Source organism: Mesorhizobium sp. WSM1386, from assembly GCF_055901595.1.
In genome coordinates, this window is the sequence record NZ_CM148373.1 from 6,443,534 (window position 1) to 6,467,866 (window position 24,333).

The window sequence follows — 24,333 nt, forward strand, 5'->3', positions numbered from 1 at the left end:
TTGAAGGAACGCCAACCCATGCGCCAAGCGTCGCCCCGCTTTGCACTCGATCATATGGCGACACCAGGACTTAACGTCAGGGCACTTTTCGCCTTTGCCCGTGACCAGGGCCTGACCGATGTCCGGATCCACAGCCAACAGCACAGCAATGCTGTTGCACGCGGCACGCCGGCGGCGGACGTCCGGTCTGCCGCCGCCGAAGCAGGCGTTGGGATTATTTCCATCAATGCCTTGCAGCGCTTCAACGAGTGGACACCCGCCCGCAAGACCGAGGCGAGCAAGCTCGCCGATTATGCGGCGGCCTGCGGAGCCAAGACGCTCATGCTGATGCCGGTCAACGACGGCTCCTGGCCCGCCAATGGGGAGCGCCGGGGCGAGCTCCGCGTCGCCTTGAAGGCGCTCAAGCCGATCCTCCAGTCGCGCGGTCTGATCGGTCTCATCGAGCCGCTGGGCTTCCGGACCTGCTCGCTTCGATCGAAGAACGAAGCGGCTAGGGCCATTGCCGCTATTGATGGCCAGTCCGTCTTCCGCCTCGTGCACGACACGTTCCACCACACGCTCGCCGGGGAGCCGTTCTTCTCCTGCGACCTGACCGGTCTCGTGCACATTTCAAGAGTCAACGATCCTATCCACTGGATTTACCCAGATCGCGTCCTAGTCGGTTCCGACAATGGCAGCCAGATCCGGGCGCTGCTTGATGGCGGTTATGGGGGTCCCTTCTCTTTCGCACCGTTTGTCGACGCAGCCCACCCGCTGGACGATCTGGCAGGCGCACTTGCCGCGAGCATCGATCTAGTCCGGCAAGGGCTACTGACGCGAATGGCGGCGTGAGACACGGGAGTAAATTAGGGGCGGCTGAGACGGCTTTTGGAGTCCCGCGGAGAAGTCATTCGAGACGTCTCCTGTAACAATACTTCTCGCATCCAGATGCTTGCCGGATCACTGTTGTGAAGGGCGGGCCATTGGACGGCCCCGGTAAATGCGGGAAGCGGCAGCGGAAGTACGAGGATCCGCAGCGGGAAGGTTGTCTTGAATGCTCAACCAGCCGGAAGGGCGTGGTCGCTATAGGATCAGTGCCTGAGACCATCGGCGGATCATGCTGAAGGGCACGATAACTTCGATACCTCTCTTGAGCCCCATGCTCAAGAAAAACCGCTCCTCGATGGATAGCTTCAGCTCGGACCTTGAGTAGTGCGATTAACGAACTTCACTTCGCTGGTCGAACGGGTGAACCACTTCTATTGGGTCGTCGCCCGTGGCGCTTCCATCAGCTCTCCCGAGGACAGGCGCCGCAAGCTGTGCGTGGACTTAGCGAAACAGCCATCCGCAATTTGGCGGAATCACTGTCCAGAGTTTGCGAAACACGCAACCAAAAGATGAAATTGCGATCTTCGGGCGCATCGGGGGCGACTGCACCGAGTTACGTCATTTGAAGTTGGGGTCAGAACAAGAGCTGTGCAGAATCGTGCGTTAAGAACGAACGAAGCGCGAACCGGGTTTGCTTACGCCTCCAGGAAGGCTTGGTGTGGCGGGTTTCGATGCACACCGCCGGCAGGCCGGCCTCGGCTAGGCCGCTGAACAGCCATTGCGACAATGGCCCGGCCTCAAGCCCGATCAAAGCACCAGGCAGCATCCCAGAGCACCCGCACAAGATCCTCGGAATGGGTCTCCACTTTCATCCCAGGTAGATCTTGCCGGTTTCGCCGACGATGCAAAACCGGGGTCTCTTCTACCGCGACGTCCAATCAGACATAATGTTTCATGCTGCGCTTCTCCTTCTGATGCTTGTGGCTGCGGGCATGCAGACCACGCTTGACCATCAACTCGAAGCGCAGCACCTTCAACCTATCACCATGCATCATCGCCCGAAGATAAGGCTCAAGCCGAATACCCATCTCGGGCGGGCCGAGCCGATCCGCATCACAGTCGGAATCGATGTTGCGAAGCAGAGGAATGCCCGTGGCGATGGCGGAAGCCGGCCGGGAAGGAGAGGTTCGCTACTTCGGTGAGGTCGATGCGTCGGACACAAGCATGCGCCGCGTTATCCAACGGATCGCCGCCAAGTTCGATCGGATCCACCTCTGCTACGAGGCGGGCTCACACCTGCGGCCCTATGCCGCCACACTGACAGCAACACACGGCTGCGCAACTCGACCGGCCCCGGCGATCGCCCGTTGCCCAATCCGCCCTCAGACGCGCAACTCTCAACCGAGGACTCTGGCGTCAGCCGGTGCCAAAGCTGGTCACAGCATTTTGTCCGAGTCCGATTGACGACAATCTGTTTTCATCGCCCCAACACCGTGCGGCGGCGGCTGTCGAACTGGTCGACGCTGACCAAATCGCGCGGTCTTAGGGGGAAATTCAATGCGCCGGAGCTGCAGAGCGCGATCAAGCTTGCTGTGTGCGCCAGCGCCCGGCCACGTGGCCGCAAAAGCCAGAAGGCGGTGACCGGCGATATTTTGGTCGCCCTTTTGAAGGCCTGCACCGGCGATTGCGCATTTCGCAAAAGGCGGACAGTGATTCCGCTAAGTCGCGGACAGCTGTTTCATTGAGTCGCGGACAGTTTGGCGGTGTCGGTTCTCGGGTGCCTTGTTGCGTTCATGGATGATTGATTTCGCCGTTTTCGGCGCCGGTCAAGAGGGGCGCGGCTTTTTGCTTTCGCATGCTGTCGCCCTGGAGCACGATGCGGTGGGCGTTGTGGACGATCCTGTCGAGAATGGCGTCGGCGACGGTGGGGTCGGCAATCAGGTCATGCCATTTGGCCACGGGGGCCTGGGCGGTGATCAGGGTGGATTTGCGCCGATAGCGTTCCTCGACGATTTCGAACAGATGGAAGCGCTGCTGGTCGGTGAGGGAGTGGGTCCCGAAGTCGTCGAGGATGAGCAGTTGCGCGCGGGTGAGCTTGTCGATGAGGCGTGGGAAGCGGCCATCGAGACGGGCGAGCGCCAAATCCTCGAACAGGCGCGGCACGCGCACATAGAGCACGGAATGATCGAGCCGTGCCGCTTGCCGGCCGAAGGCGCAGGCCAGCCACGACTTGCCAGTTCCGGTCGGACTGGGCTCATAATGCCCGTTATCAGGATGGCGAAGCAAAGAAGATTGTCCGTTACGCCTTTCATCCGCGTTCGGGCGGGGAGATTTTCGTCACAGGCCGTCAGCGTTATTGCGGTGAGCCGGCCTATGTCGGGCGACAACTGGATGGCAGCCTGGCGCTGATTCCGATCTGGATGACGGAAGAGATTGCCCTGACGATGGCGGTTCGCGAGGCGCCCCGTTTTCCCCTTTCATGCCTGCGCGACCTGCGCCGCGAGGTGGATGCATGTCTACGTTTTCTGCAGAGCGACTCACACCAGCCAGGAGACGACCATGCAGCGCAGGCAATGCCGAACCGACCAACCAGATCTGTTTTCCACGAAGGCTCCGCCATCGAGTCTTCCAGGCGAAGTCCGGGAACGCACCCTCCCGCTGATCGAGACCTTGCTGAGGGAAGCGGTGGTGAGCCAGACGGGACGGGAGGCAGATCATGAAGATCACCGCTGAACATCTCGCGCGCGGCGCCTATGTCTATGTCCGGCAGTCGACGGCCGATCAACTCGTCAACAATCCCGAGAGCCGGCGACGCCAATATGGCCTTGCCGAGCGAGCGCGGTCCCTTGGCTGGAAAGACGCCATCGTCATCGATGAAGATCTCGGTCGTTCAGGGTCTGGCATCAGTCGTCCGGGCTTTGAGAAGCTTCTGGCGGCGATCTGCGAAGGTCGGGTTGGTGCGGTCCTCGCCATTGAAGCCTCCCGGCTGGCCCGCAATGGCCGGGACTGGCATACGCTCATCGAGTTTTGCGGCCTTGTCGGAACGCTCATCATCGATGAGGACGGCATCTACGAACCGCGTCATCCCAACGACAGGTTGCTGCTCGGCATGAAGTGCACGATGAGCGAACTGGAGCTTTCGATCCTGCGGGCCCGCTCGATCGAAGCCCTGAAGCAGAAGGCACGACGGGGCGAACTCTTCCTGACGGTGGCGATCGGTTACGTCAAGTCGGGCCGGAACCGGATCGAGAAAGACCCGGACCTGCGGATCCGCGAGGCGATCGATCTTGTATTCCGGCGTTTCGACGAACTGCAGAGCATCCGGCAGGTGCATCTGTGGCTGCGCAGCGAGGGCATTATGCTCCCTGCCGTAAATTACACGCGCGCGGCGGACAGGGCGATCGTCTGGAAGCTGCCCGTCTACAATACGGTGCACCACATTCTCACCAACCCGATCTACGCCGGCGCCTATGCGTTCGGGCGAACCTGCAGCAAAGTCACCATAGAGGCCGGACGCAAACGAATTTTGCGTGGGATCAGGCGCGATCGCGCCGACTGGGAGGTCTTGCTCATCGACCATCACGAAGGTTACCTGAGCTGGCACGATTTTGAGAGGAACCAGCGCCTGATCACGGACAATGCCACAAGCAAAGGCTTGGTGCCGCGCGGTGCTCTTCGCCGGGGCGAGTTGCTGCTCGGCGGTCTCTTGCGCTGCGGCCATTGCGGCCGCAAGCTGCATGTCTCCTATTCCGGCAGCAACGGCAATACGGGGCGCTATCATTGCCGCGGAGCGCAGGTCAACCACGGAACCGACCCGTGCATTGGCTTCGGATCGTTGCGGGTCGATCAGGCGGTCAGCGCGGAGGTTCTTCAACGCCTTCAACCGCTCGGCATCGAAGCGGCGATCAAGGCCATCGAGACCTCCACCGTGCAGGCTGGAGAGAAGCGGCGCCATGTGGAGCTCGCACTCGAGCAAGCACGTTATGAAGCCGCCCATGCACGCCGCCAGTATGACGCCGTCGACCCGGACAACCGGCTTGTGGCAGGCGAACTGGAGCGACGCTGGAATGCCGCGCTCGTAGCCGTCCGCGAGCGTCAGGACGAGCTTGACGCGCTCGACCGCCACAAGCCTGAGGCTCTGGGAGAAGAGGAACGGCGGAGCCTGCTGCGCATGGGCGCCGATCTCGAACTGGCATGGCATCATGCCAACGCCACCGCCACCACGCGCAAGCGGATCATCCGTGCTGTGATCCGCGAGATTGTCGTCGCCATCGAAGACGACCACATCAAAATGCTGGTGCATTGGCAGGGCGGCGACCATACCGCGCTTTCGGTCAGGAAGAACAAGGCAGGCCATCACCGTTGGGGCGCCCCGCCGGACATCGAGGAACTGATCCGTGCCCTGGCACGCCAATTGCCGGATAGAGCGATCGCATCGCTTCTCAACCGGCTCGGCAAAACCACGGGTCGTCAGAACGGATGGACGCAGTCCCGTGTCTGCACTTTCCGCAACCAGCACGACATCGCCGTCTACAAAAAGGACGAACGGTCGGAGCGCGGCGAGTATACATTGCAGGAAACGGCTGCGAAGCTCGGGCTGCGGCCAATGACCGTGCTACGCATGATCCGCGCCGGCGATCTGAAGGCCGAGCAGTATTGCAAGGGTACACCCTGGATCATCCGTCATGAAGATATCGAGCAACTCGATATCCAGCACCATCCCGGCAGGAGCGGACACAGTCCATTATCACAATCACAGGATCAGCAGATCCAGCTTGTGCATTATGTCGTGGGATCGGTCTGGCCGGTGACGATCAGGTTCTCATGCGCCTTCAGCCATTCGCCCTGGGCGAGCGCCATGGTGCCGCGCCGGTCGAGCCCGCGCGGCGCGGCAAAGTCGATGTCCTCGATGCAGGCTTCGGGAAAGCGCAGCCTGGCTGAGGCGAGCCGGTTCCGGACGCGCTTGTCGGCCCGCATGGCGACCTCGCGGTCGAGCATTAGGCCGAGCCACTCGTCACGGCTGAGCTCGTTGGCGTTGTTCCGTTCGGCCAGTTCGCGCCAGGCGGCAGCCATGCCGGCCAGACCGAGGGCCTGCATCTGGTCGAGGGTGGGGTTCGTCAGCATTCTTTCTTCCTTTCCTTCACTGGTAATAGGTGGAGCCGCGGATGTTGGCGTGCTGGGGTGTCGGCTTTGCCGGTTCTGCGGAGCTGGCTCGGTCGAGGCCGGCTTTGAGGATGGCGGTGACGGAGGAGTAGGCGATCGCGTTGATCAGCAGCGCCCGCTCGCAGGCGGCATCGAGACGCTCCGGCCCATAGCGCGGCGCCAGCGACAGGATGCCCATGGCCGAGCGGTATCCCTGCTCCGGATGTGGCCGGTCGTGCATCATGCGCTCGACCAGGACGGCGGCGTTGGGGCCGATCGTGGCCGCCCGGCTGATCAGGCTGGCCGGCGTGGTGTTGGCATAGCGCTGGTGCGCCTTGGGCATGTGTTCGTTGACGGTGACATGGCCGGAACGCTGCGAGCGACGCACATGGCTGGCGACACGCTGGTGATCGTGGAAGATCTCGACCACTCGATGAGTGAGCCGCACCTCGACGGTGCGCCCGATCAGCCGGTGCGGCACCGAGTAGAAGGTCTTGTCGACCTCGACGTGGTAGTCAGGATGGACCTTCGCCGACTTCCACTCGGCGTATTCGAACGGTGCCGCCGGCAGCGGCTTCAAGGCAGCCCGCTCGATCTCCTCGAACAGTTCGCGGCGGCTTTGGCCGATATGGCGCATCGGCCGGTTGTTCAACTCCTCGAGCAGTTCGGCAATCGCCGCGTTGAGCTCGGCGATCGAGAAGAAGGATCGATTCCTCAGCCGTGCCAGAATCCAGCGCTCGACGATCAGCACCGCGCCCTCGACCTTGGCCTTGTCGCGCGGCTTGCGGCTGCGGGTCGGCAGGATGGTGGTGTCGTAGTGCTCGGCCATGGCGGCAAAGGTCGCGTTGAGCGTCGGCTCGAACCACAGCGCCTTGACGACACCGGCCTTCAGGTTGTCGCACACGATCGCTCTGGTGACGCCGCCGAAGAAGGCGAGCGCTCGTACCTGGCCCTCGATCCAGTCCGGCAGCTTTTGACTGGAGCTGGCAAAGGCGAAGGTCAGATTGGATGCGCCCAGCACCGCGACAAAGATCTGGGCGGCGTGGATGACGCCGGTAGCAGGATCGATGATCGGCACCGTCTGCCCGGCATAGTCGGTTTGCATCACCGCGCCCGCCGCATGCCGATTGCGGAACGTCGCGCTCGTCCGACGCTCGAAAGCGGCGAAGTGCTCGCAGAACCAGGTGTAGCCGTAACCGTCGGGATGGGCAGCGCGATACTCCTGCCACAACAGCGTCAGCGTCACGCCCTTGCGCTTCAGCTCCCGGACGATCAGCGCCCAGTCGGGCTCACTCAGATCCTGTGGCGGCCGGCCCATCCGGCGGAACAGAAGCCGCTCGAGCGCCGCATCGTCGTCGTAGCCGGGCGGCAACGGCCAACGCGAAAGCCCCGCCTCGCTCGCGCGTAACAGATAGGTCGAAACCGTCGTCTTGCTGATCTTCAGCCGTTCCGATACCGCACGCACCGAAAGGCCATGCTCATGCGTCAGGCGCAAGATCGCTCGGATGTCCTTCACCGTCGTCTGTCTCGTTTGCTTCCGTCTTGGCATGGCCCCTCTCAACGTCATCGTGAGAGGTCAAAATGCCAGAACGGCGCAGCCGAGAACCGACCGTCAAATCCGCCCCGAAAACTGTCCGGGACTTAGCGGAAATGCCGTCCGCGACTTACTGAAATCACTGTCCGGGACTTAGTGAAATCGGCGTCCGGGACTTACCGAAACACGCAGGCGATCGCCTGATCGACGTCCGCGACCGAGCCCTTCTGATCACCGCCTTCGCATCCGGCGGCCGCCGCCGCAGCGAAATTTCTGCTCTCCGCGTCGAACAACTGGTCGAGGAAGTGCCGGTGCCGGCCGATCTGAATAATCCCGACGGCGAAAAGCTGGCTTGCCTGTCGATCCGGCTTGGCCGAACCAAGACGACACAAGATAGCGATGCTTTCGTGCTGCTCGTCGGCCGTCGGGTGCTGGTCTTAAAGGACTGGCTCGAGCGCGCCGGCGTCACTGAGGCGCGGTGTTTCGCGGCAGACCGTTGGGGCAATCTCGAACACGCGCGCTGACGGCCGCAGGCGGTCAACCTGATAGCCCCGCCTCGCCGAGGCTGGACTCCGATCCGACGCTTTTTTCCGCCCATGGCCTGCGGGCTATCTCACCGAAACCACACGCCGCGGCGTTCCGCTGCCGGAAGCCATGCAGCAGTCTCAGCACCACTCCGTGCATCGTGCATCAGGCCTCGAATCACTATAACGACGCCGAACGGACGCTCGGTCGAGCGGTCCGGATTCTTGCCTGGCCAGATTGGTAGATGCGTGAGATGCTCTTGGTTCTATGGAATTCACTCAACGGCGCCGAGCAGTCATCGTTCAATCTCGATGACCTCGACGCTTCTCCCGCCAGCGTGCCGGGAGCCCAAATGTTTGGTCTTGAATTCAACGAGATTCAGCAATGCCGTCCCTATCGGTTACCAAGACGACACGTTCATGATCTTCGAGTAGGCTGGTGATGGGATCGTGCAGGCTTGTGTGGCCGCGACGGGAGCGTCTAATGTCGTCAGTGAGAGGTCGAGCTGCCCGACACTTTGAATCTCGGAATCGACGAGGGCTACGGCTGCTGGGCGCCCTTCCGCAATCGAGGATAAAAGCCCGGCGAAGTCTGGCGCGTCGATCGCAGCCGACATCGATGCTGATACATCGACCGCGAGACCCGCGCTTGTAATCCTTCACCTCGATCACAAGACCGCACTCTTTCCGATCCCCGAAGCGGCGCCACAGGCTGTAATCGGTTTGGACGTGGCCCGTGCGGCCATGCCCAATTGGCGCGATGAGAGAGCTGCGCCGCTCGGCGAACAACCTCACCTTCGGGTGGCTCGAACGCACTGTCGCAATGACAGACTCTCGAAACGCGAAGGTGACACGGCCTTTCTCGTGATGGAGCGCGCAATCGTGGTCGTCGAGAGCGTTGACGATCTCGGTCGCGATCCAAACGGCATAGAGCTCGTGGCGACGCTGCCAAATAGGCAGAGATAGAATGCGCTCCAATTCCGGCAGCTCCGCCCGAATGCCAATCTTGCGTCTCGGGTAGTGGCCTAATGCAATAGCGAGCCGTTGCCCGACCATGCGTTGGCTTGCCTCATCCAATGACACATACCGCCCGAGCTGCGCCACTATAAAGCCAAGTTGAAAGTCAGTCTCGTGCTGCGCGATAGTTCCTAAGTTGAAGCCGTCACCGCTCTGGAACCCGAGCCTGCGTTCCCGATAGTCTCGCATCATTGTCTCGTGATCTGGCCAAGCACGGCGAGCGCTTTCGACCAGAACAGTGGCGATCGAGATCGCATCCCGAAACCCAGATTGGACTCGATCGGTGTGGAGCGAGCGAGGGAAAGGAAGATAAAGTCCCCCATCATGATACATTTGCTGCCGGTGATCGACATCTGGGACCCCAGTCTTCGCGCGCCATTCTGCATCGATCAGGCCATCACCCGGGCGCAAGATTGCCGAAGCGCCGTCGGAATCGACAGCTGGGACATCGACTTCGCAATCGAGCGCGTTCCAGGTCTCGAGAAACTTCTCGAAATGCTTCAGTTCGATGTGTTCCTCCTCGATATGGATATCCCATTGGGAGCGGCCCTGCTGCGCTCCCGCAGCCTGGAAGAAGCTTAGGATAGCTCGGAACATGGCTACGAAGGGCTCCGCCAAGTCAAAGACAGCTCTGACGAGATGATTGGTGGAACTGGAGCGCAACGCCTCCTCCAATGTGGCCGCTGATGGGGAAAGCGCCATGCGCAGGTTCTCGCCAAAATCGGCATCGCGATCGTCGAGCTCAAGCCCGCCCGCTTCGCAAAGCCTGCTCCATGCCTCGAAGCTGTCCCGCGCCACACTGGTCATATTTTTCCTCCGCAAACATACGCGTCGATGCTAACCGAGAACCCTCACCCTGTCCTTGTTTGATCGGCTTTGCGCCCGCAGCGCCGCAATCAGCATCGGCGGTGACGAAATCCGCCAGCTGTTGCTTGTCGGCAGGCACACGCTGATAGCAACAGAAAGCCCCGGCCTCCCCGTTACGCGCCAAACAGCCGCCGGTCCCAGTAGACGGGCTGGTGCAGACTTGTCTCGATCCTTGAAAACTCCGGATGCGCCGGATTGATCAGCACATTGCAATCGAGACGCGCCACGACACTCGGCACCAGCAGGATGACGCTGCGCCGTTCTAAACACCAGGTTTCGCCAAATCCCTTGCTCACCGTCGCCGGCATCGTGTCCCAGCCTGGCAGTGACGGCTGGGAAAAGACCTCGTAGCTCAGTCCACGCGGGATTGTGATTTCGATGTAGTGCTGGTTGGGCGGCAGTCGGCCGCTGCCATGCACCAGCTTTTCCAACAGGGCCGTCGAATAGTGCTCGCTGCTATAGATGACGGGACTTCCGGGCGTGTTCCATCGCCCTGGCGCGATTGTCGAGCCAGTCGCGTCGAAGATCGGGTAGGTGCCGGCGGGATCACCGATGCGAAAGGATGATAGCGTGCGATCGAGAGGCTGCGCCGTCACGCAGCACTGCCGTATTTCAGACCTGCGAGGATATCGACCACCATTTCGGCGCCGAACTCGCTCAGGATAACGAGGTCGATAGGTCGCTTGTCCTCAATCATCGGGTGCGGCCGGAACAAGAAATCGCGCGCTTCCTCTTCGTTCTGCCAGACATCGACAGCAAGACCCCAGACGCGCGCCACGCGGGCCAATCGTGTGCCCTCGTCCGACGAGAGACGATGTGCCGTCTTGCGTCGCTCATAGGTTGCCTTGGGGATCAGCCGGTATTTGAACTGAGCATCGCCAGGCGCTAAAAGATGCGCAACGCGCTCGAGCGCCCCGATGGGAAGTCCATCCTCGATCCGGGAGATCAGCCCGAAGGGCGACCGCGCCGCCACCTCTTTGACGGGCAGCCCCAACACGTCGGCGACATTTCCGAACGCTGGCATTTCACTCTCCAATCCATTTGAGACAAAATATAGCCTCACATGGTGCGCCATACAAGCCTCCCGCATCAGGGGGGCAGAACAAGAGCTGCTCAGAAACTTGCGCTAAGGTCGAACGGAGAGTGAACGCCCGGATGTTCGCTGTGGATACGCCATTTGCCTCCTGTACCGTTAGGCCGCTTTGGACGAGGCTTTGCCACGACCGTTCTGGAGTGGAGTGGAAAGTGGCCCGACGAGCGCTTCTCAAAGAACACGAGCGAAAGACGCTATTCGACATTCCGGTCGATGAAGACAGTCTGATCCGCCACTATTCTCTTCGCCGGCCGATTTGCTGGTAATCCAGCGACGGCGCCTTGAACACATCAGCTCGGCTTTGCGATCCAACTTTGCCTGATGCGCTACCCCGGCCGGCCACTGTTGCCTAACGAGGTTCCACCGAAAGCGATGCTCGACTATGTTGCCGGGCAAATAGGTGCAAGCTCGACCGCATTCAGGTTGTATGCCCGTCGTGAAGAAACCCGCAGCAATCACATTGCTCACCTCCTGGTTATCTGCAGAAGCGAAACGCAACAGCCGAAGATCGGCGTGCCGCATTGCTGTCGGCAATCGAGATGGCCTCAACAACAGACGCGGGTGTTTCGAGGCTGGCGCCATTGTAGCGGAGTTCCGCAATCCAAATTCGCTACTCCCGGCAGCCAACATCATTGAGCGGATGGGGATCGCGGCGCTGGCCATTTCCCGGCGACGGGCAGAGAGGGCGCTGATTGAAGCGATACCAGCTGATCGGCTTGCATCACTGGACGGGCTGTTGGAGGTTGACCCGACGATCGGTCAAACGCGCTTTCATTGGTTGAGATCAGCGCCAGAAGCGCCTGCCGTCGAACCTGCTCGGACTGACCGAGCGGATCACGTTTCTGCGGACGCTGGAGATCGACCCCGCACTACAGATCCACATTTCGTCGGGACGTCGGGATCAGATGATCCGCGAAGGCAATGCCACGCCAGCAGGATTTTTTTTGGCACGCATATTGCGGCAGTCCTTCGCAGAAGTGTCACGAACTCGCGCGGAGATATCGAATGTCAGCTAAGCTCACTATGCAGATTCCTGCGTCTGGTCATCATCCGGAGGAATGTACCACAGGCAGCAGAACGCAGCAGAACTAAGAGGCCATCCTCGCCAAGGAATATTCAGGTCAAGCTTTCGCAGGGGACTGTTGCGAAGGTTGTCTTCGCATGATTGCCAACTCCACGTTCGCTCAAATTCGATGGCTTCCTGGATGTCCGCAAAATGGCGCACAGTCACGGCGCTTACGCGTACCCGTTCGAGCATGGCGACGTCGAGCCGAGGGGCAGTCTGCCATGCACCCCTGCTCCTCGGCGCGTTGCCTGCGCCGTTGCGGACCAGAGGCCGCGATAGCACCGGCGCAATTAACCAGCGGTATTGCGCCACCCAACTCTTTGTATCACGCCTTGTGACCCGGTCCGGGTTGCGCCAGACGGAGTTTCCAATGCGTTTTTCGACTCGGCTCACCCCTCGTATCGTAAGCTTCTGTGTCCCTGCACGTTCGGGCACCGCCTCAGCAGCGCGCTTGTGTCCCGCGCCCAATCGTCGACGACAGTGAGGATGTGGAACGTCGGAGACGAAGTCGAGCGATTACCACTGCTTAAGACTCGGCGGCACCACCATCGGCACGGCGGCGGACGGTCAGCTTCTCGCGATAGAACCGAAGAGCTCTTGTGGCATCTCGTCGCCCACTCCCACACATTCGCGACGAAGGCGGCGAAAGCCGAGATTTGTCTACACGCGAACATGCCCGCTCTCTACGACAACAGCCAAGCATTGCGAGCCGCGCGGAGCCGTGACGAACGACGCTCCAGTCGGCTTATCTCTCCTCGGAAGTGTCGGCAATGTGGCCGCCGGCCTGCCGCCGCCACAGGCGGGCATAAAGGCCGTCGCTTTTGAGTAGCTCCGAGGGGGAGCCCTCCTCGACGATGCGCCCTTTGTCGAGCACGACAATCCTGTCCATGCTGGCAATCGTCGACAGGCGGTGGGCAATCGCGATCACCGTCTTGCCCCCCATGAGAAGCTCGAGTTTTCCTTGGACCGCCGCCTCGGCTTCACTGTCCAGGGCGGAAGTCGCCTCGTCCAGAAGGAGGATTGGCGCGTCCTTAAGCAGGACCCGAGCGATGGCGACCCGCTGACGCTGGCCGCCGGAAAGCTTCACCCCGCGGTCGCCGACGAAGGCATCGTAGCCGGTGCGGTTTTCGCTGTCCTTGAGATCTGCCACGAAGCCGTCCGCATCGGCCAGCATTGCGGCGCGTTCGACCTCCTCCGGCGAGGCATCCGGCCGACCGTAACGGATATTGTCCCCGACAGAGCGATGGAGCAACGAGACATCCTGGGCAACGACCCCGATATTCTCACGCAGGCTTGCCTGCGTTACGGAGCGGATATCCTGGCCGTCGACGACGATTGCGCCATCGTTTACATCGAAGAACCGCAAAAGCAGGCTGATTAGAGTCGACTTGCCAGCCCCCGACATGCCCACGAGCCCGACCTTCTCGCCGGCGCGGACCCTGAGCGATAGATTCTCGATTACCCCTTTTCCTTGACGGTATTCGAACCTGACATCCCTGAACTCGACCGTGCCGCCGACTACGGCCAGCGGCCTGGCTCCGGGGGCGTCGATTACCGTTGGAGGCGTGGTGATGACCGGCATCGCGTCGCGTATCGTGCCCACAGCCTGGAATATCTGCTGCCCTAGCTGGAGAAAGGCCAGGGAGTTGGCGCTGAGCCGCTGAATGATTGCTATTGAAGCAACAAACTGGCCGGTGGTGACAAAACCGCCCACGAGTCCCCACAGACCCACGGCGATGTTGGTGAGCGAAAGAACAACGTTCAGCAAGAAGACGCTGGTGTCGGTTGTTAGGTGAATGCGGCGTTCAAGGTGCTGCGTCTCAATGGCATCTCCCATGATGGTGCGCATTGCGCCCGCCTCGCTGTCTTCGGCCGCAAACAGCTTGACCAGATGGATGTTACTATAGAGGTCGGTCCGGGCGCCGATGACGAGGCTGTGCGCGCGGGCAGAGTGGCGGGACCGGAGGGAAAAATGAGGCACTGCCGCAACCGCGACAGCGACGTTCGCCACGATCCAAAACAGGACCGGAAGCGCCAGCGGCCAGGACAGCATGGCAAGCAGCGAAAGCGAACCGAGAAACTGCACGAGAAAATACGGTATGCTGTAAGACGCTACGACGATCTGCTGCTGCACCGCGGAGGCGAGTTGCGAAATGCGCGACGCCACCTGGCCGGCGAAGAGATCGTGGAAGAAGGCAAGGTCCTGACGTTCGACCGCCTTGTAGCCCTGCCATTGCATAGCCGCGGGCATGCATACGGACACTGCCTGGGAATCCAACGTTTTGGCGAAGAACCTCAGCAGCGGTTGCACGGGGAACATCAGCAGCCCGAGGCACGTAAGCGTAGGCCAAGCTTCCTCAAGGAAAACCGCCGCACCGTTCGTGCTCACCCCATCCACAATGATAGACATGCCCCAGATTACCGCGAGGTTAATTCCCTCGACCGCCATCATGAAGACAGCGATGGTCCCCAGCACGCCGCGGAACATGCGTGCGAAATGCAAAAGCAGCGCAAACGGACCTGTTGCCGGCAACGGCGCGTAGGGGATATCCAGTGGGCGGATAAGCGTCTCAAAGTAGCGATAGATGCACTGCAAAGGCGACATGACGGGTCAAACCGGCTGATTGGAGGAATGGTGCGGCGCATCGGAGGAGTGCGACCGCGCTCGCGCCACCTGAACGGCCAAGCTGTGGACGCCCGCCGGCTTGCCAGAGGAGGCGTGATCTACGAGGAAGCGCCGCGGCTGGCTTTAGCGGTCCAGCTCCCGAAGTGTGGCTGGGTTCATCGTCCTGTTCTGGCCGTCTCATTGCGGGCATCGAGCACGCTCCTGGTTGATTACCCGGTCCTCCGCGACGCCCTGTCAGCGTCTCGCTTACGAAGTTCATCAAAGCAATTTGCATGCCGGATTGCGCTCCGTTTGCGATTCACCGCTTGCTCGCCCGCCGGTGCCTGGCTGTGATGGCCTGCCGGTGGGGCTCCGATTCTTATTCAGTTTCGGACACAAGAAGGTCAGCTATAGACACGCTCGGGGAGAGCAAATGGAACACGCATGTAATCGTCGCACCCGAGCCGAATTCGATCCTCACCGGATCCCGACAAGGGTGATTGCTGAAGAGCGCGCGCTCATGCTTGCTGCGCCAGCCATGGGTTCGCGATAGCCACCGCAATCTCTTTACTTCGGAGATCGACCTGCTGGTTCACGGAAGAACTGATCCCGCGCGTCGCGCGATTGAGCGACCGGTTGCCGATTATCTGCGGGGAAGCGACATTCACGGACTGATGTTTGCATCGGGCATTTCGGTCGAATCGGCATTACGTCGTCTTCCTTGAAAACTACGATCGGATCAAAAGCATGACTGATCAAGCAATGTCAGAAGGTTTGAGCGTCACGCAGGTGCTCGATAGCGAACTCGAATAGGAGGGACGAGTGCCAAGCTGATTAAGAGAAGCGGCGAAGTGACGACCGAAACCGCGCGGCACATTACTGGTATCAGCGCGCCGCTAGGTGGCCTCCAATGGTCAGACGCCGGCCCGCCGAAGGTGAGATCCGTGCGCCGGTTCCTCGTATTCCTCGAAGATCGCCGCGTCCTCTACAATCCGTTCGATATGGAGACCGAGGCTGAAGTGGAGCCTTCGATCCACCGGATACGCGAGGAATGCACCCAAATAAACATCCAAACCCCTGTCAGCCGATGCTCTCGCAGTCACGCCCATCCGCGCGATCCGAGAGCCTGGACGCCAGTTCCACGATGATCAGCGCGAGCACTACCGGCTTCGACATAAGGAACTTCTTGCTTCCTCCTGAAAGCCTGCGACAACGCAGAGCGCATTTTTTCCCAACGATCAGGGGTATACAAAGCCGTTGCGTCCGCCAGGGTGATGGCCGCCGGCCATCTCCTCACGATCACCTTAGCCGCTGGACGAAATGGCTTTTTCTGGATTTTCCTGCGCAGTTGGCACGAGTCTTGATGATGTTCTCATTGCACGGCGGCGATCTGCCGTCCGACAGTCGACCTTGACTGGTCTGGCTGTTCTATAAGGAGGAAACGATGAATACCGATATGTCTGTGTATGGGGTGAGTGAGCTAACTCGGGAAGAGGCATCCTCAACTTCTGGCGGGTGGCTTCTCTGGTTATACATTGCAGTTATTACCATAGTCGCTAGCATAGCGAAGACAGCGCCAGAGCGCCTTACTGGTCACTAGCTGGGCTAGCGAACAATATCTTACTTCCCCTGACCTATCCAGCTACACTGGAGAGAGCATCCTGTCCAGACGATCAGAACGAACTTTGGTAGGCTGTTGTCGGGTTGTCGGGTTTGTCGAATTCGCGACATGGTGATGTTCGGCCCGGTGTGTGGCCGCGTTCGCAACCAAGCCTCGACGAACATGCATAAGCGCTGTTTGGGGTTTCCTGGACAGTTGGCACGACCCTTGCTGGTCTCCTTGTGCGGCGGCACAAGCTGCCGCATTATTGCTCCCGTGATTTCAAGCTCTAGGAAAGGAGAAAAAATGAAAACCGATATGCAAGCCTACGGTGTGATCGAGTTAACGCACGAAGAAGCATGTACAACCTCCGGAGGGTGGTTGTTTCTGACGGCAATAATCAGCGGAATTGTTTCGTTAGGATTAGCTGTAACATACGCAGTGATGTATTTTAAGCACCGTTAAACGAGATCCAGAATATTAGCGAATTCCTGGAGTTGGCCATGGTCATCTCCAGGCACGTTGGTTAGTCACGTTTGACACGTGATGTTCGATCGACGCACTCTTAGGTGCGTTGGGAATAGAACGCCTTTTTAGCCTCTTTTTGCGTGGTCGGCATCGGTATTGTCCGCTTAGGTACGGGGAATGCTGCCAAGCGGCAGACTATTATCGACATTCACGATTGAATATTTTTGAAAAAGGAACGCAGTGAATACCGACAGTATCCGCCTTGACCGCGTTAACCCGAGAAGCGGGATCATCAACTTCCGAGCTTTCAGCCTCAGTTTCTGCTGTAGGATTGGTCGGTGTATTAGGTACCCGAGACCTGGTGGATGATGGGCAACACCATAGATCAAAATCATTGTAGCAAGACTGTGGCCAATATCCCGCTGATCCCTGAGCTTTCCAACTGCACGGCAGAAAGCATCCTGTCTCGAGGATCCGAGAGGTCTTTGATCATCTACAAGCTTATTGTTCTCTCCGTGGCTGCGGCCCTGGGATCACTACCTTTCATCACAGTAACAGTGTCTTTCCAAAGTGCCGGTATTATTCGACCCACCATCGAGAAGACGCCCCTTGTCGCACCCGTCTCCGGACGCATCTCCCGCATCCTTGCAGTTGAAAACGATCCGGTTGCTCAGGGGCAAGAGATCCTCGCCCTCGATGATGAGGTTATTCAGGAAAAGCTCAAGGCGCTTACAGGCGATCTTCACGCAAAGAGTGATCTTGCCCATGATCTCGAAACACTGATCTCCTCCGGCACGCAGGCCGACGACCCGATCCGCCTCTTGACCGCGTCCGCCACAGCCGAGCACGCACATTTCCTCAACCTGCTACGGGAGAACAGATACGCCCGCAGTAATGCCGCCGCGGAACTTGAGCGTGCGAAGCGACTGCTCTTCGCTGCTGTAGCGCCCCCAAAGGCTGTTGAGGAAAAGGCTTTCGCCCTTCAGGCGCTTGAGGTTCAGGGCGAGAGCCTCGCGCGGCGCAAATCCGCCGAATGGAACCAGCAGCTTTTTGATGTCAATCTACGGCGCAAGGAGCTCGCGGCCGACTTGCATCAACTGGAGAAGGAACGGGATCTCACACGCATCCGAGCCCCCGTGGCAGGCGCTCTGCAGCAGTTCTCCGGTTTCACTCCCAGCAGCTATGTCCAGGCCGGCCAAATCGTCGCTTGGGTTTCGCCAGATGGCGAACTGGTGGCGGAGATCTACGTTTCGCCCAAGGACATCGGCTTCGTGCGCCCGGGTCAGTCGGTGCGGGTCCAAGTGGATGCCTTCAACCCCAATCAATGGGGTGTCATTGACGCGACAGCGCTGGACGTGGCGGAGGACTTTACTCTCCACGACGGGAGCCCGATCTTCAAGGTCCGCTGCGCCCTGTCTCGCCGCCATCTCGCCCTCAAGCGCGGAGCGATCGGTCACCTGAAGAAAGGGATGACCGTGCGGGCCCGCTTCCTCCTGGGCGAGCGCACTCTCCTGCAACTCCTCTACAATCACATCGATGATTGGCTCAATCCGCTGCTAGCGGCCAGCCCTTGATTTCCAAACAGCCAGCGAGCCGCCATGTCGAGCAAAGTCATCAAGTTCAAGCAGCGCGACATCACGGACTGCGGGGCCACCAGCCTTGCTTCTGTGGCCGCCTTCTATGGATACAAGCTGCCATTGTCGCGGGTCCGGCAGTATGCCTCGACCGGCCGCTCCGGTACGACTGTGCTGGGCCTGATGGAAGCTGCCCGGAAGCTGGGCTTTATTGCCAAGGGGGTGAAGGGTAGCTTCGACAGCCTATACAAGATCCCCAAGCCCGCCATCGCGCACTTAATCGTCAACGAGGTCCTGCACCACTTCGTCGTAATTCAGGCGATCAACGCCAGGTGGGTCATTATCATGGACCCAGCCTATGGTGAAATTCGCAAGCTGACGCACGAGGAATTCAAAAAACAATGGACTGGCGCCCTGGTGCTCCTGGTTCCGGCAGACACCTTCAAGCGCCGCGACGAGACCACCTCAACCCTACTTCGATTCGCGCATCTGCTTGCGCCACACAAGGCGGGGATGGCGCAGGCTCTCGCGGGGGCGCTGGTGACGACGATCCTTGGCCTCTCGACTGCCATTTATGTCCAGAAGATCGTCGACCATGTGATTACAGCGGGCAACCGCAATCTGCTCAACCTGATGAGCGTCGCCATGCTCTTGATCTTGGTTGTGCAGATCCTAATCGATCTCCTCAGAAACCGGCTCGTCCTGCAAACGGGGCAGAAGATCGACGTCCACCTGATCCTCGGCTACTACAATCACATCCTAAGCCTGCCTCAGAAGTTCTTCGACAGCATGCGCATGGGCGAAATCATTTCCCGCTTGAATGACGCGGTGAAGATCAGGAGCTTCCTGAACGACGTCTCGATCAACATGTTCGTTGACTTGCTGACGATACTGTTCTCGTTAGGGCTGATGTTCATCTACTCGTGGAAGATCGCCTTGGTCGTGGCGGCCTCCATCCCCTTGTACCTTTCGGTCTATTGGATCATCAACCGGCTGAATAGGAATCGTCAGCGCGCCGTTATGGAGAACGCTGCCGAATTAGAGACACAACTGGTGGAATCACTCGGAGCTGTCTCCACAATCAAGACCTCCGGCATGGAGAGCTTCGCCAACTTCAAGGTGGAGACCCGCTTCATCAAGATGCTGCACTCCGTCTACAGCTCCGGCCTGATCTCTATCTTTGGACACAGCACCTCGACCTTCCTCGCAACTTTATTCACCATCGTGCTGATGTGGTTCGGAACGTCACTTGCCCTCGATCAAACCGTCACGCCTGGCGAATTACTCTCCTGCTATACCTTGCTGGGCTATGTTACCCGGCCGATTGCCAGTCTGATCCAGACCAACCGGATCGTTCAGGATGCTTTTATCGCGGCGGATCGCCTGTTCGAGATCTTCGACCTGGAGCCGGAAAGCGGTGGCGGCATCGATGCCGCCAAATCCGACATTGGCGACATCCACCTGGAGAAGGTCACGTTCCGCTATGGTAGCCAGCTCGAGCTTTTCGAGGATCTTAGCGTCACCTTCCGCCGGGGGGAAATGACAGCGGTGGTGGGGAAAGCGGCTCGGGCAAGAGCACCCTTGCGGCGCTGCTGCAGAATGTCTACCCGCTTGAGGGTGGACACATCCGGATCGGCCGTTATGCCCTCCAGGACCTGTCGACCGTATCCCTGCGCAAGGTTGTCGCTGCGGTGCCGCAATCGATCGACGTGTTCTCGGGCTCGGTGATCGACAACATCGCCCTTGGCGAGTTCGAGCCGGACATCGAAAAGATCCTCCATATCTGCGATCAAATAGGGCTGCGGGAGGTGATCGAGCGCTGGCCCGATGGCTTCCAGGCCTATCTAGGCGAAAACGGCGTACGCCTCTCCGGGGGCGAGAAGCAGCGCCTTTCGTTGGCTCGGGCTCTGTACCGGGATCCGGAGATCCTGATCCTCGACGAAGCAACCTCCTCTCTCGACTCGGTCGCCGAGGCGTTTGTCCTGCGACTGGTGGAGGATCTGCGTCGGGACGGCAAGACCATCGTCATCATCTCTCATCGACTGAGCACCATCCGTTGCGCCGACAAAATAGTGGTCTTGGACAAGGGGCGGGTTGTTGCGGAGGGAAGGCATGCTGATTTGGTGGCTACTGAAGGCGCTTACGCTCGCTTGTGGCGAGTGCAAACCGAAACCAGCTAACAGCTTCAGGTGAGGACATTGCAGCATCCCAAGACCAAGCATGGCTTCGCGCTGGTGGGCTCATCAGAACGCCATAGGAGCATCGGGAGCGTTGAACCGCCCGTCGCTGAGCAGCCAAAGAAGATCGGCTCCCGCTTGGCTGTGTAGAAGCGGTGAACCTCCTGCCCTGCCGGTAGCTTCACCAGCTGGGAAGGCGCCTGCCAGGTCTGCGGGAGGAAGTGGCCCGCTCACGCTCCCTGCTCACCATGTCGCCTCGCAGCTTCGAGCACGAGGTCGAGTTGGACGGATTTGAGCAGCTCGATGGGCTGCGGTCGCCAGCGTTGCATCCGGGTGGGAAAGGCAGTTGAGCACCGCCCAGGAATTGCTGGTCTGCAGAGCCTCACGAACGCCTTCAGTCCGGGCACAACAGTACCGTCGCAGTCGAACTGCAGCGTGGGGTAGCTACCACTTCCGTTGTGCAGGCTATCGGAGGGATCGCGATAAGCGCAATCACCCAGGTGTAAGGAGATTCTGATGTCGAATATGATGAAGGCGCTGGTGAAGGCCAAGGCGGAACCAGGCATCTGGATGGAAGAGGTGCCGGTACCGGAGATCGGCCCCAACGACGTGCTGATCAAGATCAGGAAAACCGCGATCTGCGGCACCGACGTCCACATCTACAATTGGGACCAGTGGGCGCAGCAGACGGTGCCCGTGCCGATGGTGACCGGCCATGAATTCGTCGGCACCGTCGCCGATTTCGGCGCTGCGGTCACCGAATACAAGGTCGGCCAGCGCGTGTCGGGCGAGGGCCACATCGTCTGCGGTCATTGCCGCAACTGCCGGGCGGGCAGGGGCCATCTGTGCCGCAACACGCTTGGCGTCGGCGTCAACCGTCCAGGCGCCTTCGGCGAGTATCTGGCGATCCCGCAGCATAATGTGGTGCCGATCCCCGACGACGTTCCCGACGAGGTCGCCGCAATCTTCGATCCCCTGGGCAATGCGGTGCACACCGCTCTGTCTTTCGACCTCGTCGGTGAAGATGTTCTGGTCACCGGCGCCGGGCCGATCGGCATCATGGGCGCGCTCGTCGCCCAATGCGTCGGCGCGCGCAAGGTGGTGATCACCGACATCAATCCGGTGCGGCTGGCGCTGGCCAAAAAGCTCGGCGTCCAGCATGTCGTCGATGCGTCGAAGGAAAAGCTGCGTGATGTCATGCCGGCGCTCGGCATGACCGAGGGGTTTGACGTCGGCCTCGAAATGTCGGGCGCCGCGCCCGCCTTCCGCGACATGATCGACACCATGAACAATGGCGGCAAGATCGCCATCCTGGGCATCGCGCCGACCGGCTTCGAGATCGACTGGAACAAGGTCATCTTCAAGATGCTGCATCTCAAGGGCATCTACGGCCGCGAGATGTTCGAGACCTGGTACAAGATGATCGCCCTGGTGCAAGGTCCCCTCGACGTCTCCGGCCTGATCACCCACCGCATCGGCATCGACGATTTTCAGGCTGGGTTCGATGCAATGCGCAGCGGCAGTTCCGGCAAGGTGGTGATGGACTGGTGAGGCGACTGGACTGCGTAACTCACAGACGTGCTGACGGGACAGCACCCTGGCCTGCAGGCGATCTCCGCGCCGAGGAGCATGGCTGGTGCAAAGCAATGGCTCCTCTCCAACGTGCGCCGCTCAATCGACCAACGTATCGCGGCCCAATCGGACGACGTAGCAATTCGCCCAGATCGGTCATGGAATGCTCACAGGCACATCGTCTGGTTCCAATGCCTAGGATCGAGGCCGAGGTGTTTTGGGTGTTTCGGGCGGCAAGATGGGATATGTGATCTCCGGTCGCTTTCCGGTCAGCGAATTAAGGTAGGCAACGATCCGATCGATTTCGATATGCGTTAGCTCTTGGCCAAGCTGAGTGGTTCCCATGATAGCGACCGCCTCTCCCAGGTCCCAGACCTTGCCCGAATGAAAGTATGGCGCGGTGACTGCTACATTGCGCAGCGACGGCACGCGGAAGACATAGGAGTCCTCTGGTACATTGGTGACGGCAAATCGTCCCTTGTCATTTTCCGGCAGAATTTCGGCGGTAGGCTTCTCAACGAGGCCGAATGTATAATAGCCTTCCCCACCAACATTGACACCGGAATGGCAGGACGAGCAGCCCTTTTCCATAAAAAGGGCCAGGCCCTGTTTCGCTTCGGGGCCAATGGCGGTGTCATCGCCATTGAGGAAGGCGTCGAAGGGGGCCGGCGTGACCAGTGTCGCCTCGTAATCTGCGAGTGCGTTGGCTAGGTTATCGAAGGTGATGGGTTCGGCCTCCCCCGGGAAAGCTGAATGGAACCACTCCACATATTGCGGCATCGATTTGAACGTGTCGACTACTTGCTGCGATGTGTTGGCCATCTCGGCACCGGCCTGTATCGGCCCTTTGGCCTGAGCTTTCAGGTCTTCAGCGCGACCGTCCCAAAACTGTGATTTGTTGAAGACAGAGTTAAACACCGTCGGCGCGTTGCGCTGTCCCTTCTGCCAACCATGGCCAATCGAAGTTTCACGATTGTCGTCGCCTCCGGTGGCCAGGTTATGACACGAGTTGCAGGAGAAAGCGCCTGAGGACGAGAGGCGTGGATCGAAGAACAGGGCCTTGCCGAGGGCAATCTTCTCCGGCGTGCTCGGGCTGTTGGTGCCCCCCGGCATAGACGGCAAGGGCTTGAAGATGGCCAGTGCCGTTCCTCTGAGGTCTGGCGGCATGGACTGCTCAGCAAAAGCTGTGGCTGCGACAAGCGCAACAGCTATCGCAGGGGATAGGATTTTCATAGGTGGAGTCCTTAGGAGGTGCACGGAATCCATTCTCCACATGCGGCCCGGGAACGCCCTGCGCTAGATCAGCGGATCGAGGGAATCGTGCCTCCGACCAAGCCGATCGAGCGGCGGAACAGTGGCTGCAATTCGTCGCCTGACTGCGCGTTCCAATGGTGGGCGCGCGCAATCGCTGTTTGTTCGCTGAGGGTTTGGTCGGTTCCGTGGGCTCTCGCCACATGCTGCCGCAACGGCCAACCCCTGCGCCCAAGCTGCCCATCGAGTACACGGCTCATGGTCTACAAGCTTTGTACGCCTTCCTCTGCGATTCAGACGGACGAGATCGGGACTGAACGGCGGATACGGGCGCATTTATGGACAGCGATTACCGCGCAGATCAGTGTCACGACTGCGTGAAGTGGGCGCTATAGACCTCACTGTTGGACGATCAACGAACAATGCTGTCGCGAGATTTGTTGCTTTCATCGGAAATCACCCCTAGAAGCGACCGCTCCGCAGACCAATCCACCGGAGAGTTTCATGCCAGAAGAAGACTTTGAAAACGCCAACAACCTCATCGACCTTACCGCGGATGTTGTCTCAGCCTATGTTTCCAACAATCCGGTTCCGGTGGGCGAACTGTCTGCCCTGATCGGCCAGGTGCACGAAGCTTTGAAACGCACGGCATCCGGTCGCCTCTCGGCACAAGAGCCGACGGTGTTGACGCCGGCTGTCCCGATCAGAAAATCGGTGACGCCGGATTACATTGTCTCCCTTGAGGACGGCAAGAAATTCAAATCGCTAAAGCGCCATCTGTCGACCCACTACGGTCTGACCCCCGATGAATATCGCGCCAAATGGGGCTTGCCGGCTGATTACCCCATGGTGGCGCCGAACTACGCGGCTGCGCGCTCTGCGTTGGCCAAGACGATGGGACTGGGCCGCAAACCGAAAGAGCCTGAGGTCTCGGTGCCCGAGAAGCGGCCTAGAAAGAAGGTACCAGCGTGACTTCCTCCATCCAGACGCGTTGAGGGGCTGGAAGCTCGATCAGCATGATGCGAGCGAAACATCG

At 59.9% G+C, this 24,333-nt stretch carries 13 protein-coding genes and 8 pseudogenes; 10 read left to right on the forward strand and 11 right to left on the reverse strand.

The features are described from left to right. Positions 1 to 18 precede the first annotated feature (18 nt). Positions 19 to 831 (forward strand): TIM barrel protein, encoded by an 813-nt coding sequence (locus tag AC0NIH_RS31415; protein ID WP_473469451.1) that lies wholly within the window; start codon positions 19 to 21, stop codon positions 829 to 831. Between the two features lie 14 nt (positions 832 to 845). Here AC0NIH_RS31415 and AC0NIH_RS31420 read toward each other — a convergent pair. From AC0NIH_RS31420 to AC0NIH_RS31430, 3 genes and pseudogenes are all read right to left on the reverse strand, one after another. Beyond that, positions 846 to 1,176 (reverse strand): annotated as a pseudogene (locus tag AC0NIH_RS31420) (type 2 periplasmic-binding domain-containing protein); the annotation flags it as partial. A 343-nt stretch (positions 1,177 to 1,519) separates the two neighbouring features. Then, positions 1,520 to 1,745, reverse strand: a pseudogene (locus tag AC0NIH_RS31425) (IS110 family RNA-guided transposase); the annotation flags it as partial. Beyond that, a complete protein-coding gene (locus AC0NIH_RS31430) occupies positions 1,746 to 1,895 on the reverse strand; it encodes a hypothetical protein (RefSeq protein WP_473469460.1) in 150 nt (49 codons plus the stop codon). A gap of 18 nt (positions 1,896 to 1,913) precedes the next feature. Here AC0NIH_RS31430 and AC0NIH_RS31435 point away from each other — a divergent pair. Then, positions 1,914 to 2,097: pseudogene (locus tag AC0NIH_RS31435) on the forward strand (IS110 family transposase); the annotation flags it as partial. Positions 2,098 to 2,598: 501 nt separating this feature from the next. Here the strand turns inward: AC0NIH_RS31435 and AC0NIH_RS31440 are convergent. Next, positions 2,599 to 3,051, reverse strand: a pseudogene (locus AC0NIH_RS31440) (ATP-binding protein); the annotation flags it as partial. A gap of 472 nt (positions 3,052 to 3,523) precedes the next feature. Here AC0NIH_RS31440 and AC0NIH_RS31445 point away from each other — a divergent pair. Next, positions 3,524 to 5,449: pseudogene (locus tag AC0NIH_RS31445) on the forward strand (recombinase family protein); the annotation flags it as partial. 140 nt (positions 5,450 to 5,589) lie between these two features. On the opposite strand, the gene AC0NIH_RS31450 reads toward AC0NIH_RS31445, so the two are convergent. Continuing rightward, on the reverse strand, positions 5,590 to 5,931 hold the full coding sequence (locus AC0NIH_RS31450; protein WP_473469449.1) for an ATP-binding protein: 342 nt from the start codon (positions 5,929 to 5,931) through the stop codon (positions 5,590 to 5,592). Between the two features lie 16 nt (positions 5,932 to 5,947). Beyond that, positions 5,948 to 7,498, reverse strand: a complete 1,551-nt coding sequence (istA, locus tag AC0NIH_RS31455; RefSeq protein WP_473469447.1) for an IS21 family transposase — start codon at positions 7,496 to 7,498, stop codon at positions 5,948 to 5,950. 296 nt (positions 7,499 to 7,794) lie between these two features. Here istA and AC0NIH_RS31460 point away from each other — a divergent pair, with 296 nt between their 5' ends. Then, positions 7,795 to 8,007 carry a hypothetical protein gene (locus AC0NIH_RS31460; RefSeq protein ID WP_473469445.1) on the forward strand — a complete coding sequence of 71 codons (213 nt, stop codon included), beginning with the start codon at positions 7,795 to 7,797 and terminating at the stop codon, positions 8,005 to 8,007. A 369-nt stretch (positions 8,008 to 8,376) separates the two neighbouring features. On the opposite strand, the gene AC0NIH_RS31465 is transcribed toward AC0NIH_RS31460, so the two are convergent. The 3 genes from AC0NIH_RS31465 to AC0NIH_RS31475 form a co-directional block, all read right to left on the reverse strand. After that, on the reverse strand, positions 8,377 to 9,831 hold the full coding sequence (locus tag AC0NIH_RS31465; protein WP_473469443.1) for a hypothetical protein: 1,455 nt from the start codon (positions 9,829 to 9,831) through the stop codon (positions 8,377 to 8,379). 173 nt (positions 9,832 to 10,004) lie between these two features. Then, a complete protein-coding gene (locus AC0NIH_RS31470) occupies positions 10,005 to 10,487 on the reverse strand; it encodes an RES family NAD+ phosphorylase (RefSeq protein WP_473469441.1) in 483 nt (160 codons plus the stop codon). Then, positions 10,484 to 10,915 carry an antitoxin Xre-like helix-turn-helix domain-containing protein gene (locus AC0NIH_RS31475; RefSeq protein ID WP_292425998.1) on the reverse strand — a complete coding sequence of 144 codons (432 nt, stop codon included), beginning with the start codon at positions 10,913 to 10,915 and terminating at the stop codon, positions 10,484 to 10,486. The genes AC0NIH_RS31470 and AC0NIH_RS31475 overlap by 4 nt, the downstream gene beginning before the upstream one ends. A 221-nt stretch (positions 10,916 to 11,136) precedes the next feature. On the opposite strand from AC0NIH_RS31475, the pseudogene AC0NIH_RS31480 reads away from it, so the two are divergent. Further along, positions 11,137 to 11,919, forward strand: a pseudogene (locus AC0NIH_RS31480) (DUF4158 domain-containing protein); the annotation flags it as partial. A gap of 876 nt (positions 11,920 to 12,795) precedes the next feature. Here the strand turns inward: AC0NIH_RS31480 and AC0NIH_RS31485 are convergent. Continuing rightward, the gene (locus tag AC0NIH_RS31485; protein ID WP_473469439.1) at positions 12,796 to 14,655 is read right to left on the reverse strand and encodes an ABC transporter ATP-binding protein; all 1,860 of its coding nucleotides are present in this window, start codon (positions 14,653 to 14,655) and stop codon (positions 12,796 to 12,798) included. Between the two features lie 851 nt (positions 14,656 to 15,506). Between AC0NIH_RS31485 and AC0NIH_RS31490 the strand changes: the two are divergent. The 4 genes and pseudogenes from AC0NIH_RS31490 to tdh form a co-directional block, all read left to right on the forward strand. After that, a pseudogene (locus AC0NIH_RS31490) lies at positions 15,507 to 15,710 on the forward strand (DUF6650 family protein); the annotation flags it as partial. A 1,498-nt stretch (positions 15,711 to 17,208) separates the two neighbouring features. Further along, complete coding sequence (locus AC0NIH_RS31495) at positions 17,209 to 18,297, forward strand: HlyD family secretion protein (protein WP_473469456.1); 1,089 nt, start codon at positions 17,209 to 17,211, stop codon at positions 18,295 to 18,297. A 24-nt stretch (positions 18,298 to 18,321) separates the two neighbouring features. After that, positions 18,322 to 20,477 (forward strand): annotated as a pseudogene (locus tag AC0NIH_RS31500) (peptidase domain-containing ABC transporter). Positions 20,478 to 20,990: 513 nt separating this feature from the next. Next, positions 20,991 to 22,025 carry an L-threonine 3-dehydrogenase gene (gene tdh / locus AC0NIH_RS31505; RefSeq protein WP_474025120.1) on the forward strand — a complete coding sequence of 345 codons (1,035 nt, stop codon included), beginning with the start codon at positions 20,991 to 20,993 and terminating at the stop codon, positions 22,023 to 22,025. Positions 22,026 to 22,241: 216 nt separating this feature from the next. Here the strand turns inward: tdh and AC0NIH_RS31510 are convergent, their stop codons facing one another. Next, entirely contained in the window at positions 22,242 to 23,279 is a 1,038-nt protein-coding gene (locus AC0NIH_RS31510) for a cytochrome-c peroxidase (RefSeq protein ID WP_473469532.1), read from the reverse strand. A 522-nt stretch (positions 23,280 to 23,801) separates the two neighbouring features. Here AC0NIH_RS31510 and AC0NIH_RS31515 point away from each other — a divergent pair. Beyond that, positions 23,802 to 24,269 (forward strand): Ros/MucR family transcriptional regulator, encoded by a 468-nt coding sequence (locus AC0NIH_RS31515; RefSeq protein ID WP_473469534.1) that lies wholly within the window; start codon positions 23,802 to 23,804, stop codon positions 24,267 to 24,269. The last annotated feature ends 64 nt before the right edge of the window (positions 24,270 to 24,333 follow it).